Genomic DNA, 14,568 nt, shown 5'->3' with positions numbered 1-14,568 from the left:
GCCTTCCAAATGCAAATTGCCGAGCCTCGCCGGCTGTGCTAGGCATCCCCACGCACGACAACGCAAGGAGCGGCGCAGCCATGAGCGACCTGAAAAAAATGTACACCACCATGGTGGAGGATCCCTTCCCGGCCGAACTCGCCATCAGGCTCGGAGACGCCGAACTCACCTTCGCCAAGCGGACCTGGACCATCGACGGCGAGGAAAAGGGCCTGCGCTACGGCGAAAACCCGGACCAGCCGGCCGCTCTCTACGCCCCGGTCGACGGTCGCCTCACGCTCGGCGGCGTCACTTTTCGCGGCCCCGGCGACGGGCTCGTCTGTGCCGCGACCGAAGAGCATTTGCTCCAAAGCGGCAAGCATCCGGGAAAGACCAATCTCACCGACGTGGACAACGGCGTCAACATATTACAGTACCTGACCGCCAAACCGGCCGCCGTCATCCTCAAGCACAACAATCCCTGCGGCGCGGCCTGGTCCGACGCCGGCCTGGCCGTGGCCTTCGAGGCCGCCTTCACGGCCGATCGCATCGCCGCCTTTGGCGGGGCCGTGGTGGTCAACCGGACCCTGGACGTGGCCACGGCCGAGCAGATAAACGCCGTGTACGTCGAAGTGGTGGCCGCCCCGGACTATGAGCCAAAGGCCCTGGAGATCCTCAAATCCAAGAAGAATCTCCGCATTTTCCGCCTGCCCGGCCTCTCCCAGCTCGACAAGCTGGTGGGCCAGCCGTTTCTGGACGTCAAGTCCCTGGCCGACGGCGGGCTGGTGCTCCAGTTCTCCTTCCGCAACCGCATCCTCGCTGTCGGCGATTTCCTGCCGGCCCAGGCCACGGACAAGGCCGGCACCACGGTGGTGGCCCGGGCCCCGAGCGCCCAGGAAGCCGAAGACCTCCTTTTCGCCTGGGCCGTCGAGGCCGGCGTCACGTCCAACTCGGTCATCTTCGTCAAGGACGGAGCAACCGTCGCCATCGGCACCGGCGAGCAGGACCGGGTGGGCGTGGTCGAGTTGACCATCCACAAGGCCAAGACCAAGTATGCCGACGGCCTGGCCTTCGCCGCCCACAAGCTGTCGCTCTACGAACTGGCCCAAAAGGCCAAGGGCGATCCCGAAATCCGTAAATCCCTGGCCGACATCACGGCCCGCACCGACGCCACCAACGGCGGCCTCGCCGGCACGGTTCTGGTCTCGGACGGCTTTTTCCCCTTCCGCGACGGCGTGGACCTGTGCATCGCGGCCGGGGTCACGGCCATCGCCCAGCCCGGCGGCTCCATCCGCGACACCGAGGTCATCGCCGCCTGCAACGAAGCCACGCCCCAGGTTGCCATGGTCTTCACGGGACAACGGTCGTTTCGACATTAAGTAAAGAGAAGATGCCTCCGGCGGCCGGGGGGAATGATCCCCCCGGACCCCCTCGACGGGAAAAAGTTGGTTATTCCTGTCGTCAAAGTATCAGTCGCGCAGTGTGCCACCCTCCTCGTGGCCATTATCATAGACAAACCCCTTTAAGAGTTTTTGGGGAGGGTGGGGGTCCGGGGGAGGGAACCCCTTTTTGCAAAAAGGGGTTCCCTCCCCCGGTTCTCCTCTCACTCCCTCCCATAAGGATATTTCATGTCGTTGGAGCGGTATGCCGGGCCGGGGTGTCTGGTGGAGTTCATGCAGGGCAACCAGCCGCAGGTGGCCTGGGTGCTGGAGGAGTCTTCGGGTCGGCTGCGGCTCTACACTTTGACCCGGCGCGAGGAGAAGATGGCCCTCTCCCGCGTGCTGCCCTGGATGGGGCCGCGCTACGACGGGGCCAGGGACCGAAGCGAGATCCTGGAGATTCTCTCCGGCCATCAGGCGAAACGCGAGGCCGCGGCCAAGGCCATCGAGCCGTTGGAGTTGTGGGAGCTGGCCCAGGGTGAGGTCCGCGAGGAGTCGGCCGAGTGGTTCGCCGGGCTCGTCGGCGAGACGCCCGACGTCGACGCCGTGGCCGCCATGGGCCGGGCCCTGCTCGGGTGCAAGACCCACTTCAAGTTCCACCCGCCGAAGTTCGAGGTCTATTCCGCCGAGACGGTGGAGCGGCGCCTGGCCGAGGCGGCCCTGGCCGAGGAGCGGGAAAAGGTGGTGGTGGCCGGGCAGGCCTTTTTCAAGGAGCTGTGGACCGGCTGGGCCTCCGGGGACCGCAAGAAGGCGGCCGGGCTGGCCGCCAAACTCGATCCCGCCGCCGCCGACCGGCTGGCCGAACTCCTTCGCCGGTTGATGGCCGACGCCGACGACCCCGAGGCCGCCACGCTCTGGGCCATGTTGCGAAAGGGCCTGCCCGAGCATCCCTTCCAGGCCTACATCCTGGCCACCCAGTGGGGCATCGTCCCGCCGCATTACAATTATCTGCTCGACACGGCCGACTACGCCCCGGGCGACGACTGGTGGCAACCCTACGCCGACGAGATCGAGGCCAGGAAGGCCGGGCTGGCCGCCCTCTGCCGCGAACCCGAGCCCATTCCCTTTGTCAGCATCGACTCGGCCACCACCCGCGACATCGACGACGCCTTTTTCGCCGAGCGCCGCGACGACGGCGGCGTGCGGCTGGTCCTGGCCCTGGCCGATCCGGCCCTGGACTGGGACTTCGGCGGGCCGCTCGATACGGCCGTGGCCCACCGGGCCTCGAGCCTCTATCTGCCCGAAGGGGTCAGCCACATGCTGCCCGAGGCCCTTGGCACCGGGCTTTACAGCCTGTGCGCCGGCGAGGTCCGGCCGTCCCTGGTCATGGAGTGGGACTTTGCCCCGGACGGCGCGGTGGTCGGCTTCGCCATGCGAAAGACCTTTGTCCGCCTGGCCGAGAACACCACCTACGCCGCCGTCGAGGCCGCCCTGGCCGGGGAAGGCGTGCCCGGGCACCTGGCCCTTGGCTACGAACTGGCCGTGCGGCTGCGCCAACAGCGGCTGGAGCGGGGCGCGGTCATCATCGAGCGGCCCGAGCCCGACATCATCCTCTCCGGCTACCCGGACAACACGGCCGTGGATATGGGAGTTTGCCCGGCCTATCCCAAGTCCCAGCTCATGGTCAGCGAGTTCATGATCCTCGGCAACACCGCCGCGGCCGAGTATGCCGTGTCCCACGGGGCGGCCATGCTCTTTCGGACCCAGGACGCCACCCTGCCGCCCGAGGTCCGGGGCATCCACGACAATCCGCCGTCCATCCAGCGGGTGGTGCGCGAGCTGCCGCCGACCCTGACCGAGCCCGATCCCCGGCCCCACGCCACCCTGGCCGCGCCGGCCTACGCCCCGGTCACCTCGCCCCTTCGCCGCTACGCCGACCTCATGAACCTGGCCCAGCTCGAAAGCCTGCTCCGCACCGGCGCTCCCCGCTGGACCCGGGGCGAACTGGAGGCCCGCCTGCCGGCCCTCACCTCCCGCATCGAGGCCGTGGGCCGGGTGCAGCGCTTTCGGCCGCGCTACTGGAAGCTCCTCTTTTTGCAGCGCACCTGCCGCGAGCGGACCTTCGAGGGCATCGTGGTGGACCTTGGCGGCGGCGGGTTCGTGTCCCTGGCCCTGCCGGACATGCAGATCTACGTCCGGGCCACCCGCGACACGCTCGGCGACACGATTTACATCGGCCAGCGGTATGCGCTACGTCTGGGCCGGATCGACCCGCTGACCAACGAACTGCGCGTCTTTGGCGCGGAGGAGATCCCGGCCAGGCTGCCCGAAGGCACCGAGGCCCTCTTCATGGAAGGCGGCGCCGCATAAGGGAAAAGGAAGATGCCTCCGGCGGCCGGGGCGCCGCCCCGGACCCTGCCAGGGCGCCGCCCTGGACCCGCCGGGGGGGATCATTCCCCCCGGACCCCCGGAAGGGGGGCAGGGGAAGCAAACGGAGCGAATGAGCGTATGGCGTATATTTTCTTTATCGGACTGACGTATCTGGTGGGCGCGTTTCCCTTCGGCCTGGCCGTGGCCCTGGCCGGTTGCGGCATCGACCCGAGGCTGGCCGGCAGCCGCAATACCGGCGCGACCAACGTGACCCGGCTTTGCGGCTCGCGGTACGGGATCTTGACCCTGGCCCTCGATCTGGCCAAGGGGCTTTTGCCCGTCCTGGCGGCCCGGGCCATGTCCGGCTCCTGGCTCTTTTTGTCCCTGGTGATCGTCGCCGCCGTGGCCGGCCACATGTATTCCGTCTTCCTCTACGGCAAGGGGGGGAAGGGCGTGGCCACCTCCATCGGCGTCTTTCTGGGCGCGGCCCCGCTTACGGCCTTGCTCGCGGTCGCGGCCTGCGTGGCGGTCATCAAGGCTACGGGCTACGTCTCGGCCGGATCGCTGGTCCTGGCCCTGGCCCTGCCGGTGTTGGTCCTTTTTCTCGGTCCGGTGGCCCTGGTTCCGGCCGCCGTGGTCGTGGCCGGGCTGATCGTCTGGAAGCACCGGGATAATATCGCCCGCCTGCGGGCCGGCGAGGAGAAGTCCTGGCGCAAGGGCTGCGGCCCGGCCGGTTCGTAAGCCCATGGGCCACCTGCTCCTTGTCGTGCTGGCCCTGGCCCTGGCCAACGGGCTGGCCATGTGGGGCCTCTCCCGGCTGCGCGGCCGGGCCCGGACCGGCGGCATGGCCGCCCTGGTCGCGGTCGATGCCGTCCTGGCCGTCCTCCTTGTCCTCGAACTCGGCATGGCCCTTTTTTTCGCCCAGTCCGACGGGTTCAACATCACCATGTCGAGCCGCAACTGGTTCGACCGCCACTGGCATCCGGTCAACAGCCTCGGCTACCGGGACGTGGAGCCGCGCCCGAAGGCCGGGTCGGAGAAGCTCGTGCTGGTGGTCGGGGATTCCTTTGCCGCCGGCCACGGCATCGACCGGCCCGAGGACCGCTTCGGCGACGTCCTCGGCCGGGAGCTCGGCCCGGGCTGGCGGGTGGCCCACGCCTCGAAGATAGGCTGGGACACCGTGGACGAGGACCAGGCCCTGCGCGCCTATCCCGTGACGCCGAACGTGGTGGTGCTGGCCTATTTCGTCAACGACATCTACCGCGCCGCCGAAAAAAGCCATTTCCCGCTGCCTTTTACCGTCCGGTTTCCCCAGAGCGCGGCCGCGAAATACCTGGTCGACCACTTCGCCCTGGCCAATTTCGCCTATTGGCGGCTGGCCCGTGTCGGCAACGTGGAGGACGCCTCGCGCGGGTTCTGGGACCGCCTGCGCGCGGCCTACGCCGACCCGGTCGTCTGGGCGGCCCACGCGGCCGAGCTCGATGCCATCGTGGATTGGTGCCGGGACCGGCATATCCGGCTGATCGCGCTTCTCATTCCGAGCCTGGCCGACGTGGCCGGGAGCGCTCCCATGACCGCCCGGGTGGCCGCTTATTGCAAGGGCCGGGGGGTGGAGGCCGTGGACCTGACCCCGGTGCTCGCCGGCCGGAAATCTGCGGATCTGGTCGTCAACAGCGTGGACACCCACGCCAATGTAGGGCTTAATGCGGAAATGGCCGGACTGTTGCGTCGGGCCATTCTCGCTCCGGCGGCCCTTCCCGCCGGCCCGTCCGCCCCTGCGGACTGAGGCCGTCCGGGCCGCCGCCGGAGACAGCCGGCCGCCCCATTCCTCCCTTTCCCTGACACGGGCGGGCCGGCCTTCGCAGGAGAAGGCGTATGGCCGACAAGGCGCTCATCATCGTGGACATGTTAAATGACTTCCTAATCCCCGGCGGCAGGCTCTATTTCGCCGGCGGCAGCCGGGTCGTCGAACCCGTGGCCCGGCTGCGGGCCGCCTGCCGGGCGGCGGGCGTGCCGGTCCTTTACGACAACGACGCCCACCCCGAGGATTCGGCGGAATTTCGCACCTGGCCGCCCCACTGCGTGGCCGGCACGGCCGGGGCCCGCATCGTGGACGCCCTGGCCGCCGGGCCCGGGGACATCGTCTTTCACAAGGACGCCCTGTCCCTTTTTTCCGAACCCCTGGCTGCGGATCTGCTCCGTTGCCTCGGGGCCCACACCCTGTACGTCGTCGGCGTGGCCACGGAGTACTGCGTCCAGGAGGCGGTCCTCGGGGCCCTGGCCCACGGGTTCGCCGTGGTGGTGGTCGTGGACGCCGTCGCCGCCGCGGAGCTGGAGGACGGGGACGGCGAACGGGCCATGGAGGCCATGCGCCTGGCCGGGGCGGCCTTTGCCTCGACCGGGCAGGTGCTGGCCGAACTGGCCGAACTGGCCGGCTGAGCCGGCGGCCGGGGTCAGCCCGGGATTTCCTGGATGTGGAGCATGACCGCGTCCGGCACGGCAAAGACGAAGGTCATGTCGTAAAGGACGGGCCCGGCCGCGCCCGGCGGCCGCAGTTCCAGGCGGCGCTTTTCCGGCAGCCGCGACTCCAGGGCGCTCCACAGGGCCAGGTAGATCTCCGGCGCGTCGTCGAAAAGGGTGCCGGCCGGAGCGCCCTGGCACGGGCACAGGCGTCCCCGGAACAGGGCCTCGGCCGCCTTGTTGGCGTCGGAAAACACCAGTTCGCGGCCCACCAGCCGAAACGTCAGGGTCGGCAGGGGAAAGTTGCGCAACTGGGTCCGCAGCCGTTCCTCGCTGGCCGCCAGTTCGGATTCCACCCGCCGCCGGGCCGTGCTCTCCTCCACGAATCCTTCCACCACCGGTTCGCCGGCCGCGTCGGCGGCCAGCCGCACGTGCAGGTTGCCGAGAAAGATCGTGCCGTCCCGGCGCTGGTAGGCGTTTTCGAAATGGAGCAGCCCCGGCTCCTCGTGGATGAGCCGGTGCGCGATTTCCCGCTGCCGCTGCCCATCCTGGTAGAGCCGGCCGGCCCTGTCCCCGACCGCCGCGAGCATGGCCTCGGGCGAGGCGTGGCCGAAAAGCCGGGCCATGGCCGGGTTGACCGTCAGCAGGCGCCCCGAAAGGGTGGACCGGAAAAAGCCGAGCGGCATGTCGTCGCACAGCCGGCGATAGCGGACTTCCAGCTCGGCCAGGGCCTGCCCGGCCGTCCGTTGCGCCGTGATGTCGCGGCCGTAAAGGTTGACCTCGCCGGAAAAGGGCAGGGGCGCGACGGTCAGCGACAGCCAGGGCCCGTTCCCGTCCCCGTCAAGGTCGATCTCGGCTTCCAGGCGTTCCCCGGCGGCCCTGGCCCGGGCCAGCAGGTCGCCGAGGCGCGGGGGCACGGGCTGGCCCACGTTCAGGCCGAGGCGGTCGAGGAGCGGGCGGCTGGCCTGGTTGGCATAGGCCAGGAGGTCCTCGCCGGTGACCCGCAGGACCGGATGGGGGTTGTCTTCCGGAAACCGGGCCATGGACCGGAGGTTGGAGAGGGCTTGCCGCTCGGTGGTCACGTCCTGGACCGTGCCGTGAAGCCGCACCGTCCGGCCCGAAGCGTCGACCTCGGCCCGGGCCACGGCCTTGGCGTGCCGCCACAGGCCGTCCGCCCGCCGGAAACGGTACGAGTAGCGCAGGGGGCCTTCGCCGGCCAGGAGCTTTTCCCGCACGGCCATGACCGCCGGCCGGTCGTCGGGGTGCAGGAGATTCAGGAACTGGTCCAGGTCCGGCGGGGGAGTGGCCGGCGGCAGGCCGTAGATGCGGCAGAACTCCTCGGACCAGAAGTTCTCCCCGGTGACGAGATCGCGGCTGAAGCTGCCCACCCGGGCCAGGCGCTGGGTTTCGCGAAACGAGGTCAGAAGCGTGGGCACATCGAGGCTGGCGGTCACGTCCCGGTCGGCCCAGCCGGTCCAGCCGGCCAGCCCGCGCACCAGGGCGGCGAAGGCCTGGGGCCGGGCCAGCAGGATGTCGCGCACGTCCGAGGGGATCTTGCCGGCCAGGGCGAGCAGCACGTCCGGATTTTCGCCAAGCTCGGCCGCCAGGGCCCGGATGCGTTCCTCGGACAGGTGGGGCGCGGCCCCGCGCTCCAGCCGGCTTAAGGTCGAGACCGGAATGCCCAGGCGCGCGGCCAGGGCGCGCAGGGAATAGCGCGCGTCGCGGGCGCGAAGCGCCAGTCGTTTCTGGCGGATATGGTCGCCGAACGGATGGCTGGCCATGATCCGATAACCCTAGCCCGCGTGGCGGGCGGATGCAATATCGGGCCGGGGCCTCAGGCCGAATACCGTTCCGGCAGGAGGGCCGTGGCCCGGGCCAGGCTGTCGAGTCCCTGGCGCAGGGCGGGCAGGTCCGCCTCGCCGTCGCCGGCAAGTTCCCGGGCCGCCTCCGCGGCGGCGGCCGCCAGCTCCGGGCGCTCGGCGTCGGCGTAGGCGGAAAGGGTCGTGGCCGCCCGCGCCCGCTTGCCAAGGGCCAGGCAGGCGAGGCCAAGGCCGAGGCGGGCCAGCCTGTCGCTCCCGCCCGTCAGGCGCAGGACATGCTCGAACTCCACCCGGGCCTGGATGTGCTGGCCAAGCTCGTAGAGGGCGTGGCCGAGCCGGACCCGGGCCACGGCATTGGACAGGTCGCCCCGGACGATGGCCCGGTAGGCCGCGACCGCGGCGGCGTAGTCGCCGGCGGCGTAGGCCGCGTCGGCCGCGGCATAGGGCGAGGCCGGCGGCTCGGCCCCGGACTGGGCGGACGGGGCGGACGCGGCGGCCTGGGGCCGGTCGGGCAGGATCTCCCGGCCGAGCAGGGCCTGGACCAGATGGCGGCGGGAAACGGTGGGACGGGTATCGCGGGTCATGTCCTTTTCCTCGGGTCGGGGTGGGGCCGGGCCTGGGGCGGCGTTTGGGCCGGAAAAAAAACGGCTTCGGTGTCCCGGATGCGGTCCTCGCCGGCGACGGCGATGCCGGGGAGGACCGCGGCGGACAGGCCGAGCGACCGCCAGGCCGGCTCGGACAAGGCGGGGACCGTGGCCCCGGCAAAAGCCGGCCAGGCCCAGGCCGTGGCCAGGATGTCGGCCACGTGGACAAGGGCCGTCTCCCGGGCCTCGGGCCGGCCGTCCGGCTGGTGGTGGCCGGCGGCCATGGCCGTCAGCGTTTCCGGAAAATGCCAGCCCGTCAGGAGGGCCCGGCTGACGGCGGCGTGGTCGAAGCCGAGGACCGCGTCTTCCGCCGCCGCGATGGACAGGCCCTCGATGCGCGACAGGAGGAGGGCCCGGCCGGCGGCGGCCGGCAGACGGCGCAGGATCACGAGCTGGCCGATGTCGTGGAGAAGCCCGCCCACAAAGACCCGGTCCGGGGCGGTGCCGGGACAGACGGCGGCCAGGAGTGCTGCGTAGGTGCCGCAGGCCGCGCCGTGGCTCCAGAAGGCCCGCATGTCGCACAGCTCGGGATCGATGTCGCCAAAGGCGTGGACCGCGGCCAGGCCCATGACCAGGGTGGCCAGTTCCGCCCGCCCGACCAGGGCCACGGCCCGGCTGATGGTGTCGACCGGGGCGCGGGAGCCGTAGGCCGGGCTGTTGACCAGTTTCAAAAGCCGGGCGGCCAGGCCCGGATCGCGGCCGATGATGGTGGAAAGCTCGCCGGCCGAGGTCTTGTCGGAATTGAGGGCGTCGAGCAGGCGCACGTGGACCTCGGGCAGGCTGGCCAGCTCCACTTCGCCGGACACCAGGCTTTGCGGGTCCACGCCCCGGGCGCTGAAAAGCGACGCTTCCGGCGGCGGGGCCAGATGCGGCGGGGCGGCCGGGACGGCGTCCAGGTCCAGGCCGCAGGCCAGGGCCCGGGCGGCGGCGCGCCGGACGGCCAGATCGAAGACCGTCCGGCCGAAGGGGGCGTCAAGGTCCAGGGCGGCGAAGCGTGGGGCCAGAAGGGCGCGGCAGCGGGCCTCGGTTGCCGCCGTCCCGTCGTCCGGGCCGCCCGGCCCGGCCTCGCCGGGTGGGGCCTCGTCCGAAACCACGGACAGGCTTCGGACACCGTAGGCCCGCATGGCCCGCAGATGGGCCTCGTCGACGGCCGTGCCCCGGGCCAGGACCAGGACCCCGTCCGCGCCGCGCACGTCTTCGCCGGCCACCATGCCATGGGCCGCGTCCTCGATGTTGACCTGCTTCACCGTGCCGTTGCCTCCCCTGGGCCCGCCGTGGGCGCACTCCCGGCCCCGAACGCGGGTTTCCCCGGCCCATGGCGTTAAGATTGTAATAAAGCTAACCGAAAAGAAAGAGTGGTGGCCGGGCCAAATCCCGAATCGACCGTTCCTGGCCGCACCAGAGGGTATAATGGCATGAATTTACAAGTTAAAAAAAATAGGGGCAGGGCGAACAAGTTGGCCTCGCTTTTGCTTTACCCCTCTCGAAAGCGCGGTGGGCGAAAGCCGAATGAGCACCGCCAAAATCACCTGGCCGTGGCGGCCACCCCCTAGCCTCCTCCCCCAACACGCCACCACGGCCTTTTTAGGAAGCCGCTTGGGCCACTCCCTGGGCCTGGGCGGCTTCCGCTTTTCCCGGGACGGCAGTTTTCCCCGCCAAGGTCTTGAAGCCCGGACCATTCCTGATTATAGGCCGTAACACCGGCGGCGGCTCTGGCCGCCTTGGCCCCTTCAGGCAGGCCGGACGGAGATATTTTTGGAGCAGTCTTTGGAAAACAAGGAATCCGGCCCCCAGGCTTTCCTCGACTTCATCAACCAGCGGCTGGCCAAACGGCAGCGCGAACTGGATGAGGCCGTGAAATTCTCGAGCCACTTCGCGCAGGTCGAGTCCATCATCCTGGAACTCAAGGCCATTCGGGCCAAATACATAAGCCACATGCGACGCGAGGGACTGTTATGAACCGATTCGCGCGTCCCTTTCCGGCCTTGCTGGCCGGGCTCTGCCTCCTGGCCCTCCTGGCCGGCCGGCCGGCCGCAGCCGCGCCTCCCGGGGACATCGCCGGCGAGTGGGCCGCCTCGGTCCTGGGCCAGGAAGTCACGGCCAGCTTCACCCGCCAGGGCGACATGATCTACGGCGTGATCGTCATCCCGGACATCGGCGGCGGCAGCAACACCTACCACGTGGCCGGGGTGGTCCTTGGCGACCAGTTCGCGGCCCAGCACGCCAGCGGCCACCTGCTCAAGGGGACGATGGTCGGCCCCAACGAGGCCCAGGCCGTCTTTTCCCCGAAATCCGGCCCGCCGCTCAACCTCGTCCTCAAACGCCGCCACGCCCCCTGACCGGTCAGGTCCCGGCCCTGTCGGCGCCTTCCCGGCCGGGAATCACGCGCCGGTCGTCTTTTTCTGTCCCGGCGGCACCACCGGCACGTTCTCGTCCTTGGCCCGCTCGGTCCAGGCCCTTTTCACCGCCTCCACGTCCTCGGCGGCCAGGGTGGCCTCGATGGCGTCGAAGGTCCGGTTGCGGAAAAAGACCAGATCCTGGTAGCTCGGGGCGTTGACGATCATTTCCAGATAATAGGCCACGTTCTTGTCCTGCTCCATGGCAGCGGACCTCCCGGATACACCAAGCGTCGGTGAGGCGAGGTGTAGCCGAGGCGGCGGCGGCCGGCAACTCCGGGTCAGCCTTCCGGACTGTTGAAGGCCCCGCAGTGGGTGCAGACAAAGCCGGGATACTCGGGGACGCCGTTTTCGACCCGGACCTCCACTTCATTGGCCTGGGCGCAGGCCGTGCAGTAGGCCAGGGCGATGCGGCAGGTCGGGTCGTAGTCGTAGGCCACCCCGGCCAGCACAACGGTTTCCGTGAATTCCATGGCTCATGCCCTCCCTGTGGCGGATGCGCCCTGCCACCACTGTAACACGAAATCCCGGCCGGGCAAGAGGCCGGTCCCGGCTTTCCCGGTCCCCATTGCCAGCGGCGGCCCGCCACGCTATCCCTGCCGGGGCGCTGCCCCGGACCCCGCCAGGGCTCTGCCCTGGACCCGCCGGGGGGGGATGATCCCCCCCCGGCCCCCCCCCGACGGGGGTGTTGCGGCGGGTTGCCGTGTCGTTGCTCACCGTGCCATCGAACGAAGGGGTGCCAGTACGGCCGCGCCCCTTTTGGAGAGTTTTTGGGGAGGGTGGGGGTCCGGGGGAGGGAACCCCTTTTTGCAAAAAGGGGTTCCCTCCCCCGGTTCTCCGCAGACCATCATCTATGAGAAAGCTGCGCGTCATCGTCAACGCCGTGCCCCTGGCCACGGTCAATACCGGCATCGGCCGATACCTGCGCTGCCTGTACGCCGCCTTGGAGCGGGGCTACGGCGACCGGCTGGAAGTGGGGTATTTCGACGGCCGGCGGGTGCTGCCGACGCCGCCCGAGCCGCCGGCCGACCTGGCGGCCCGGTCCAGGTGGACCGATCTTTTGTGGAGGCTGCCGCCCCTGGCCGCCCTGGGCGTGCGCCTGGCCCGGCACTGCCAGCGGGAGGCCGCCTTCTGGCGGGCGGCCCGGGGCTACGACGTCTACCACGAGGCCGCCTTTTTCCCTTTTGCCGTGCCGCGCGGGGTGCGCACCGTCTTCACGGTCCACGACCTGTCGCTCCTGACCATGCCGGAACACCACCCGGCCGAGCGGGTCCGCTATTTCCGGATGTTCTTCTTTCGCCGGCTGGCCCGGGTGGCCCGGTTCATGGCCGTCTCCCGGTTTACCAAAGACGAGATGGTCCGGGTGCTCGGCCTCGATCCGGACCGCATCCGCGTCACCTGGAACGCCCACGAGCCGGACGTGTTCCATCCCGTGGACGCGCCCCTGCCCCCGGCCGTGCCGGAGCGGTTCTTCCTTTTCGTCGGCACCAACGACCCGCGCAAGAACCTGCACGTCATCCCCAGGGCCCTGGCCGCCTCCGGCCTCGACGTGCCGCTGGTCACGGCCGGCTGGTCCGGCTGGTCCCGGGAGCGGAGGGAGGGCGCGCCGCCCATCGAGCTGGGCTACACGGAAGACCGGACCCTGGCGGCCCTTTATTCCAAGGCCCTGGCCCTGGTCTATCCGAGCAGGTACGAGGGGTTCGGCCTGCCGGTGCTCGAAGCCATGGCCTGCGGCTGCCCGGTGGTGACCGCGAAGCTCTCGAGCCTGCCCGAGGTGGCGGGCGAGGCCGGGCTCTATCTGGACGATCCGTCCGACCCGGTCGGCATGGCCGGGATGCTGGCCCGGCTGGCCGGGGACGGGGCCCTTCGCCGGGAGATGTCCCGCCTGGGGCTGGCCCGGGCCGGGCTTTTCTCCTGGGACGAGACCGCCCGGCGCACGTTCGGAGAGTTCGAGAGAAGCCTCGCCGGCCCGGCCGGCTGATTTCCCGGCGTCCCGGGACAGGGGCCACGGCCCCGGGCGGTCCGGGACGCCGCACCACACTTTGGAGGAAGCGATGAAAGATACCCTGGGCCTCTATTACTATCCCAACCCGCTGGAAAAGCGGGTGCGCATGTACGTCCGCAAACGCTTCGGCCAGGTGGAGTTCCGGCTGTGGAACCGGGAGCACCCCGAGATCTGGGAGCGCCACGACTGGATTCCCTACGAGGCCATCGAAGAGGCGGCCGCCGAGTACAAGAAGCGCCAGACCGGGACCGATCCGTTGGAGATGTACGACGTGCAGGTGGCCGGGCGGATACTGGCCGACGAGGGCGGGGCGGACGCATGAAGCCGGACCTGCGCGTCTACGGCGAGGCCCGGGGCCTGTCCTTCGAAGCCTGGGCGGGCCTCGCCCCGGACTGCCCGCTCGAAGGGGCGGACTACCGGGACGGCACCCTGGCCCTGGAGCACGAGGGCCGGTGGGTGGACGCCAACGCCTTCCTGGAGTCCCTGGCCCTGGCCCTGTCCCCGGGGGGAGAGGGCCAGGCCGACGTCATCGACAACGACGCCTGGACCATCAGCCGCTATACCCTTGGGCCGGGGAAATGCGAGTCGCAAACCTTCGCCATTGATGATGTTTTGGAAAATACCAAGGGCGAGGGCAATTTATAGGTTGACGGCCCCGGCCGCCGCACGTAGAAGCGCACTCCCGCTGCGGCATGCCGCGACGGGGATTGCGGGCCGGCCTGGCCGCCCGGAAGAAAGTTGAAAAAAAGTGTTGACGGGCCGGGCGGGGACGCGTAGAAACGCTCCTCCGCGTCGGGAAGCCGACAGCGCGGGTCGAGGGGCAACGGTCCTTCGGCGGATTTCTGAAAAAAAGTAGTTGACGGGCCGGGAGCGGTCGGGTAGACAGCCCGACTCTGCTTCGGGAAGCCGGGCACGGGGCGAAGCGCGCAAGCGATTCGAGCCAAGTTGAAAATACGTGTTGACGGGCCGGACGGGGAAGCGTAGAAACGCTCCTCCGCGACGGGAAGCCGACACGGGCCGGGGCGCAACGGCGCTTCGGAGTCGAGTGAAAAAAGATGTTGACAGCGGGCCGCGGGGCGGGTAACTTCCCCAGGCTCACGACGGGCGCCCAACGGGGCGGCCGGGTCGCTCGAAGCGACCGGGGTCTTTGACAATTAAATAGCGAGTCGGGTGATTTCTGTAAGCATTGTGGGTTGCGGCAACGCAACACACGTTTCAGCTATAAGGATTTAAACTGGAGAGTTTGATCCTGGCTCAGATTGAACGCTGGCGGCGTGCTTAACACATGCAAGTCGTGCGAGAAAGGGGGCTTCGGTCCCTGAGTAGAGCGGCGCACGGGTGAGTAACGCGTGGATCATCTGCCCAACTGTTCGGGATAACGGCGGGAAACTGCCGCTAATACCGGATACGAATCAATTTCGGTTGATTGAAAGGCGGCCTCTGCTTGCAAGCTGTCGCTGTTGGATGAGTCCGCGTCCCATTAGCTTGTTGGTGGGGTAATGGCCTACCAAGGCT

Annotated in this window: 15 protein-coding genes and 1 rRNA gene (1 of these 16 cut by a window edge); 11 read left to right on the top strand and 5 right to left on the bottom strand. The window is 69.3% G+C overall.

From position 1 onward, the window contains the following. The first annotated feature begins 80 nt into the window (after window positions 1–80). The 5 genes from DFW101_RS11135 (at window position 81) to DFW101_RS11115 (ending at window position 6,167) form a co-directional block, all read left to right on the top strand. Window positions 81–1,358: a phosphoribosylaminoimidazolecarboxamide formyltransferase gene (locus tag DFW101_RS11135; protein ID WP_009181613.1), complete on the top strand. Its 1,278-nt coding sequence runs from the start codon at window positions 81–83 to the stop codon at window positions 1,356–1,358. Window positions 1,359–1,607: 249 nt separating this feature from the next. Continuing rightward, on the top strand, window positions 1,608–3,728 hold the full coding sequence (locus tag DFW101_RS11130; RefSeq protein ID WP_009181612.1) for a ribonuclease catalytic domain-containing protein: 2,121 nt from the start codon (window positions 1,608–1,610) through the stop codon (window positions 3,726–3,728). Window positions 3,729–3,866: 138 nt separating this feature from the next. Further along, window positions 3,867–4,469, top strand: coding sequence for a glycerol-3-phosphate 1-O-acyltransferase PlsY (gene plsY, locus DFW101_RS11125; protein WP_009181611.1), 603 nt, complete (start codon window positions 3,867–3,869; stop codon window positions 4,467–4,469). Window positions 4,470–4,473: 4 nt separating this feature from the next. Beyond that, window positions 4,474–5,514, top strand: coding sequence for an SGNH/GDSL hydrolase family protein (locus DFW101_RS11120; protein WP_009181610.1), 1,041 nt, complete (start codon window positions 4,474–4,476; stop codon window positions 5,512–5,514). A gap of 89 nt (window positions 5,515–5,603) precedes the next feature. Next, the gene (locus tag DFW101_RS11115) at window positions 5,604–6,167 is read left to right on the top strand and encodes a cysteine hydrolase family protein (protein WP_009181609.1); all 564 of its coding nucleotides are present in this window, start codon (window positions 5,604–5,606) and stop codon (window positions 6,165–6,167) included. 14 nt (window positions 6,168–6,181) lie between these two features. Here the strand turns inward: DFW101_RS11115 and DFW101_RS11110 are convergent, their stop codons facing one another. The 3 genes from DFW101_RS11110 to DFW101_RS11100 are packed head-to-tail and all read right to left on the bottom strand — an operon-like array spanning window position 6,182 to window position 9,899. Beyond that, window positions 6,182–7,969: a PAS domain S-box protein gene (locus DFW101_RS11110; RefSeq protein WP_009181608.1), complete on the bottom strand. Its 1,788-nt coding sequence runs from the start codon at window positions 7,967–7,969 to the stop codon at window positions 6,182–6,184. Between the two features lie 53 nt (window positions 7,970–8,022). After that, a complete protein-coding gene (locus DFW101_RS11105) occupies window positions 8,023–8,592 on the bottom strand; it encodes a tetratricopeptide repeat protein (RefSeq protein ID WP_009181607.1) in 570 nt (189 codons plus the stop codon). Beyond that, on the bottom strand, window positions 8,589–9,899 hold the full coding sequence (locus DFW101_RS11100) for an HDOD domain-containing protein (RefSeq protein WP_009181606.1): 1,311 nt from the start codon (window positions 9,897–9,899) through the stop codon (window positions 8,589–8,591). Before DFW101_RS11100 ends, DFW101_RS11105 begins: the two co-directional genes overlap by 4 nt. Window positions 9,900–10,407: 508 nt before the next feature. On the opposite strand from DFW101_RS11100, the gene DFW101_RS11095 reads away from it, so the two are divergent. Together DFW101_RS11095 and DFW101_RS11090 are read left to right on the top strand one after the other, a co-directional pair. After that, the gene (locus DFW101_RS11095) at window positions 10,408–10,611 is read left to right on the top strand and encodes a hypothetical protein (RefSeq protein ID WP_009105810.1); all 204 of its coding nucleotides are present in this window, start codon (window positions 10,408–10,410) and stop codon (window positions 10,609–10,611) included. Beyond that, on the top strand, window positions 10,608–10,991 hold the full coding sequence (locus DFW101_RS11090; protein ID WP_009181605.1) for a hypothetical protein: 384 nt from the start codon (window positions 10,608–10,610) through the stop codon (window positions 10,989–10,991). The genes DFW101_RS11095 and DFW101_RS11090 overlap by 4 nt, the downstream gene beginning before the upstream one ends. A 42-nt stretch (window positions 10,992–11,033) precedes the next feature. Here the strand turns inward: DFW101_RS11090 and DFW101_RS11085 are convergent, their stop codons facing one another. After that, window positions 11,034–11,252, bottom strand: coding sequence for a hypothetical protein (locus tag DFW101_RS11085; protein WP_009181604.1), 219 nt, complete (start codon window positions 11,250–11,252; stop codon window positions 11,034–11,036). Window positions 11,253–11,329: 77 nt separating this feature from the next. Next, a complete protein-coding gene (locus DFW101_RS11080; RefSeq protein WP_009181603.1) occupies window positions 11,330–11,521 on the bottom strand; it encodes a hypothetical protein in 192 nt (63 codons plus the stop codon). 380 nt (window positions 11,522–11,901) lie between these two features. Between DFW101_RS11080 and DFW101_RS11075 the strand changes: the two genes are divergently transcribed. The 4 genes from DFW101_RS11075 to DFW101_RS11060 form a co-directional block, all read left to right on the top strand. Next, complete coding sequence (locus tag DFW101_RS11075) at window positions 11,902–13,029, top strand: glycosyltransferase family 4 protein (protein ID WP_009181602.1); 1,128 nt, start codon at window positions 11,902–11,904, stop codon at window positions 13,027–13,029. A gap of 73 nt (window positions 13,030–13,102) precedes the next feature. Further along, window positions 13,103–13,375, top strand: a complete 273-nt coding sequence (locus DFW101_RS11070; protein ID WP_009181601.1) for a hypothetical protein — start codon at window positions 13,103–13,105, stop codon at window positions 13,373–13,375. Further along, entirely contained in the window at window positions 13,372–13,698 is a 327-nt protein-coding gene (locus DFW101_RS11065; RefSeq protein ID WP_009181600.1) for a hypothetical protein, read from the top strand. Before DFW101_RS11070 ends, DFW101_RS11065 begins: the two co-directional genes overlap by 4 nt. 586 nt (window positions 13,699–14,284) lie before the next feature. Next, window positions 14,285–14,568 (top strand): 16S ribosomal RNA (locus DFW101_RS11060) (it continues 1,265 nt past the right edge of the window).

The sequence above is a fragment of the Solidesulfovibrio carbinoliphilus subsp. oakridgensis genome, from assembly GCF_000177215.2.
Taxonomy (GTDB): domain Bacteria; phylum Desulfobacterota; class Desulfovibrionia; order Desulfovibrionales; family Desulfovibrionaceae; genus Solidesulfovibrio; species Solidesulfovibrio carbinoliphilus.
The sequence above is the reverse complement of the archived record's forward strand: the minus strand, read 5'-3'. Positions and strand labels throughout refer to the sequence as shown.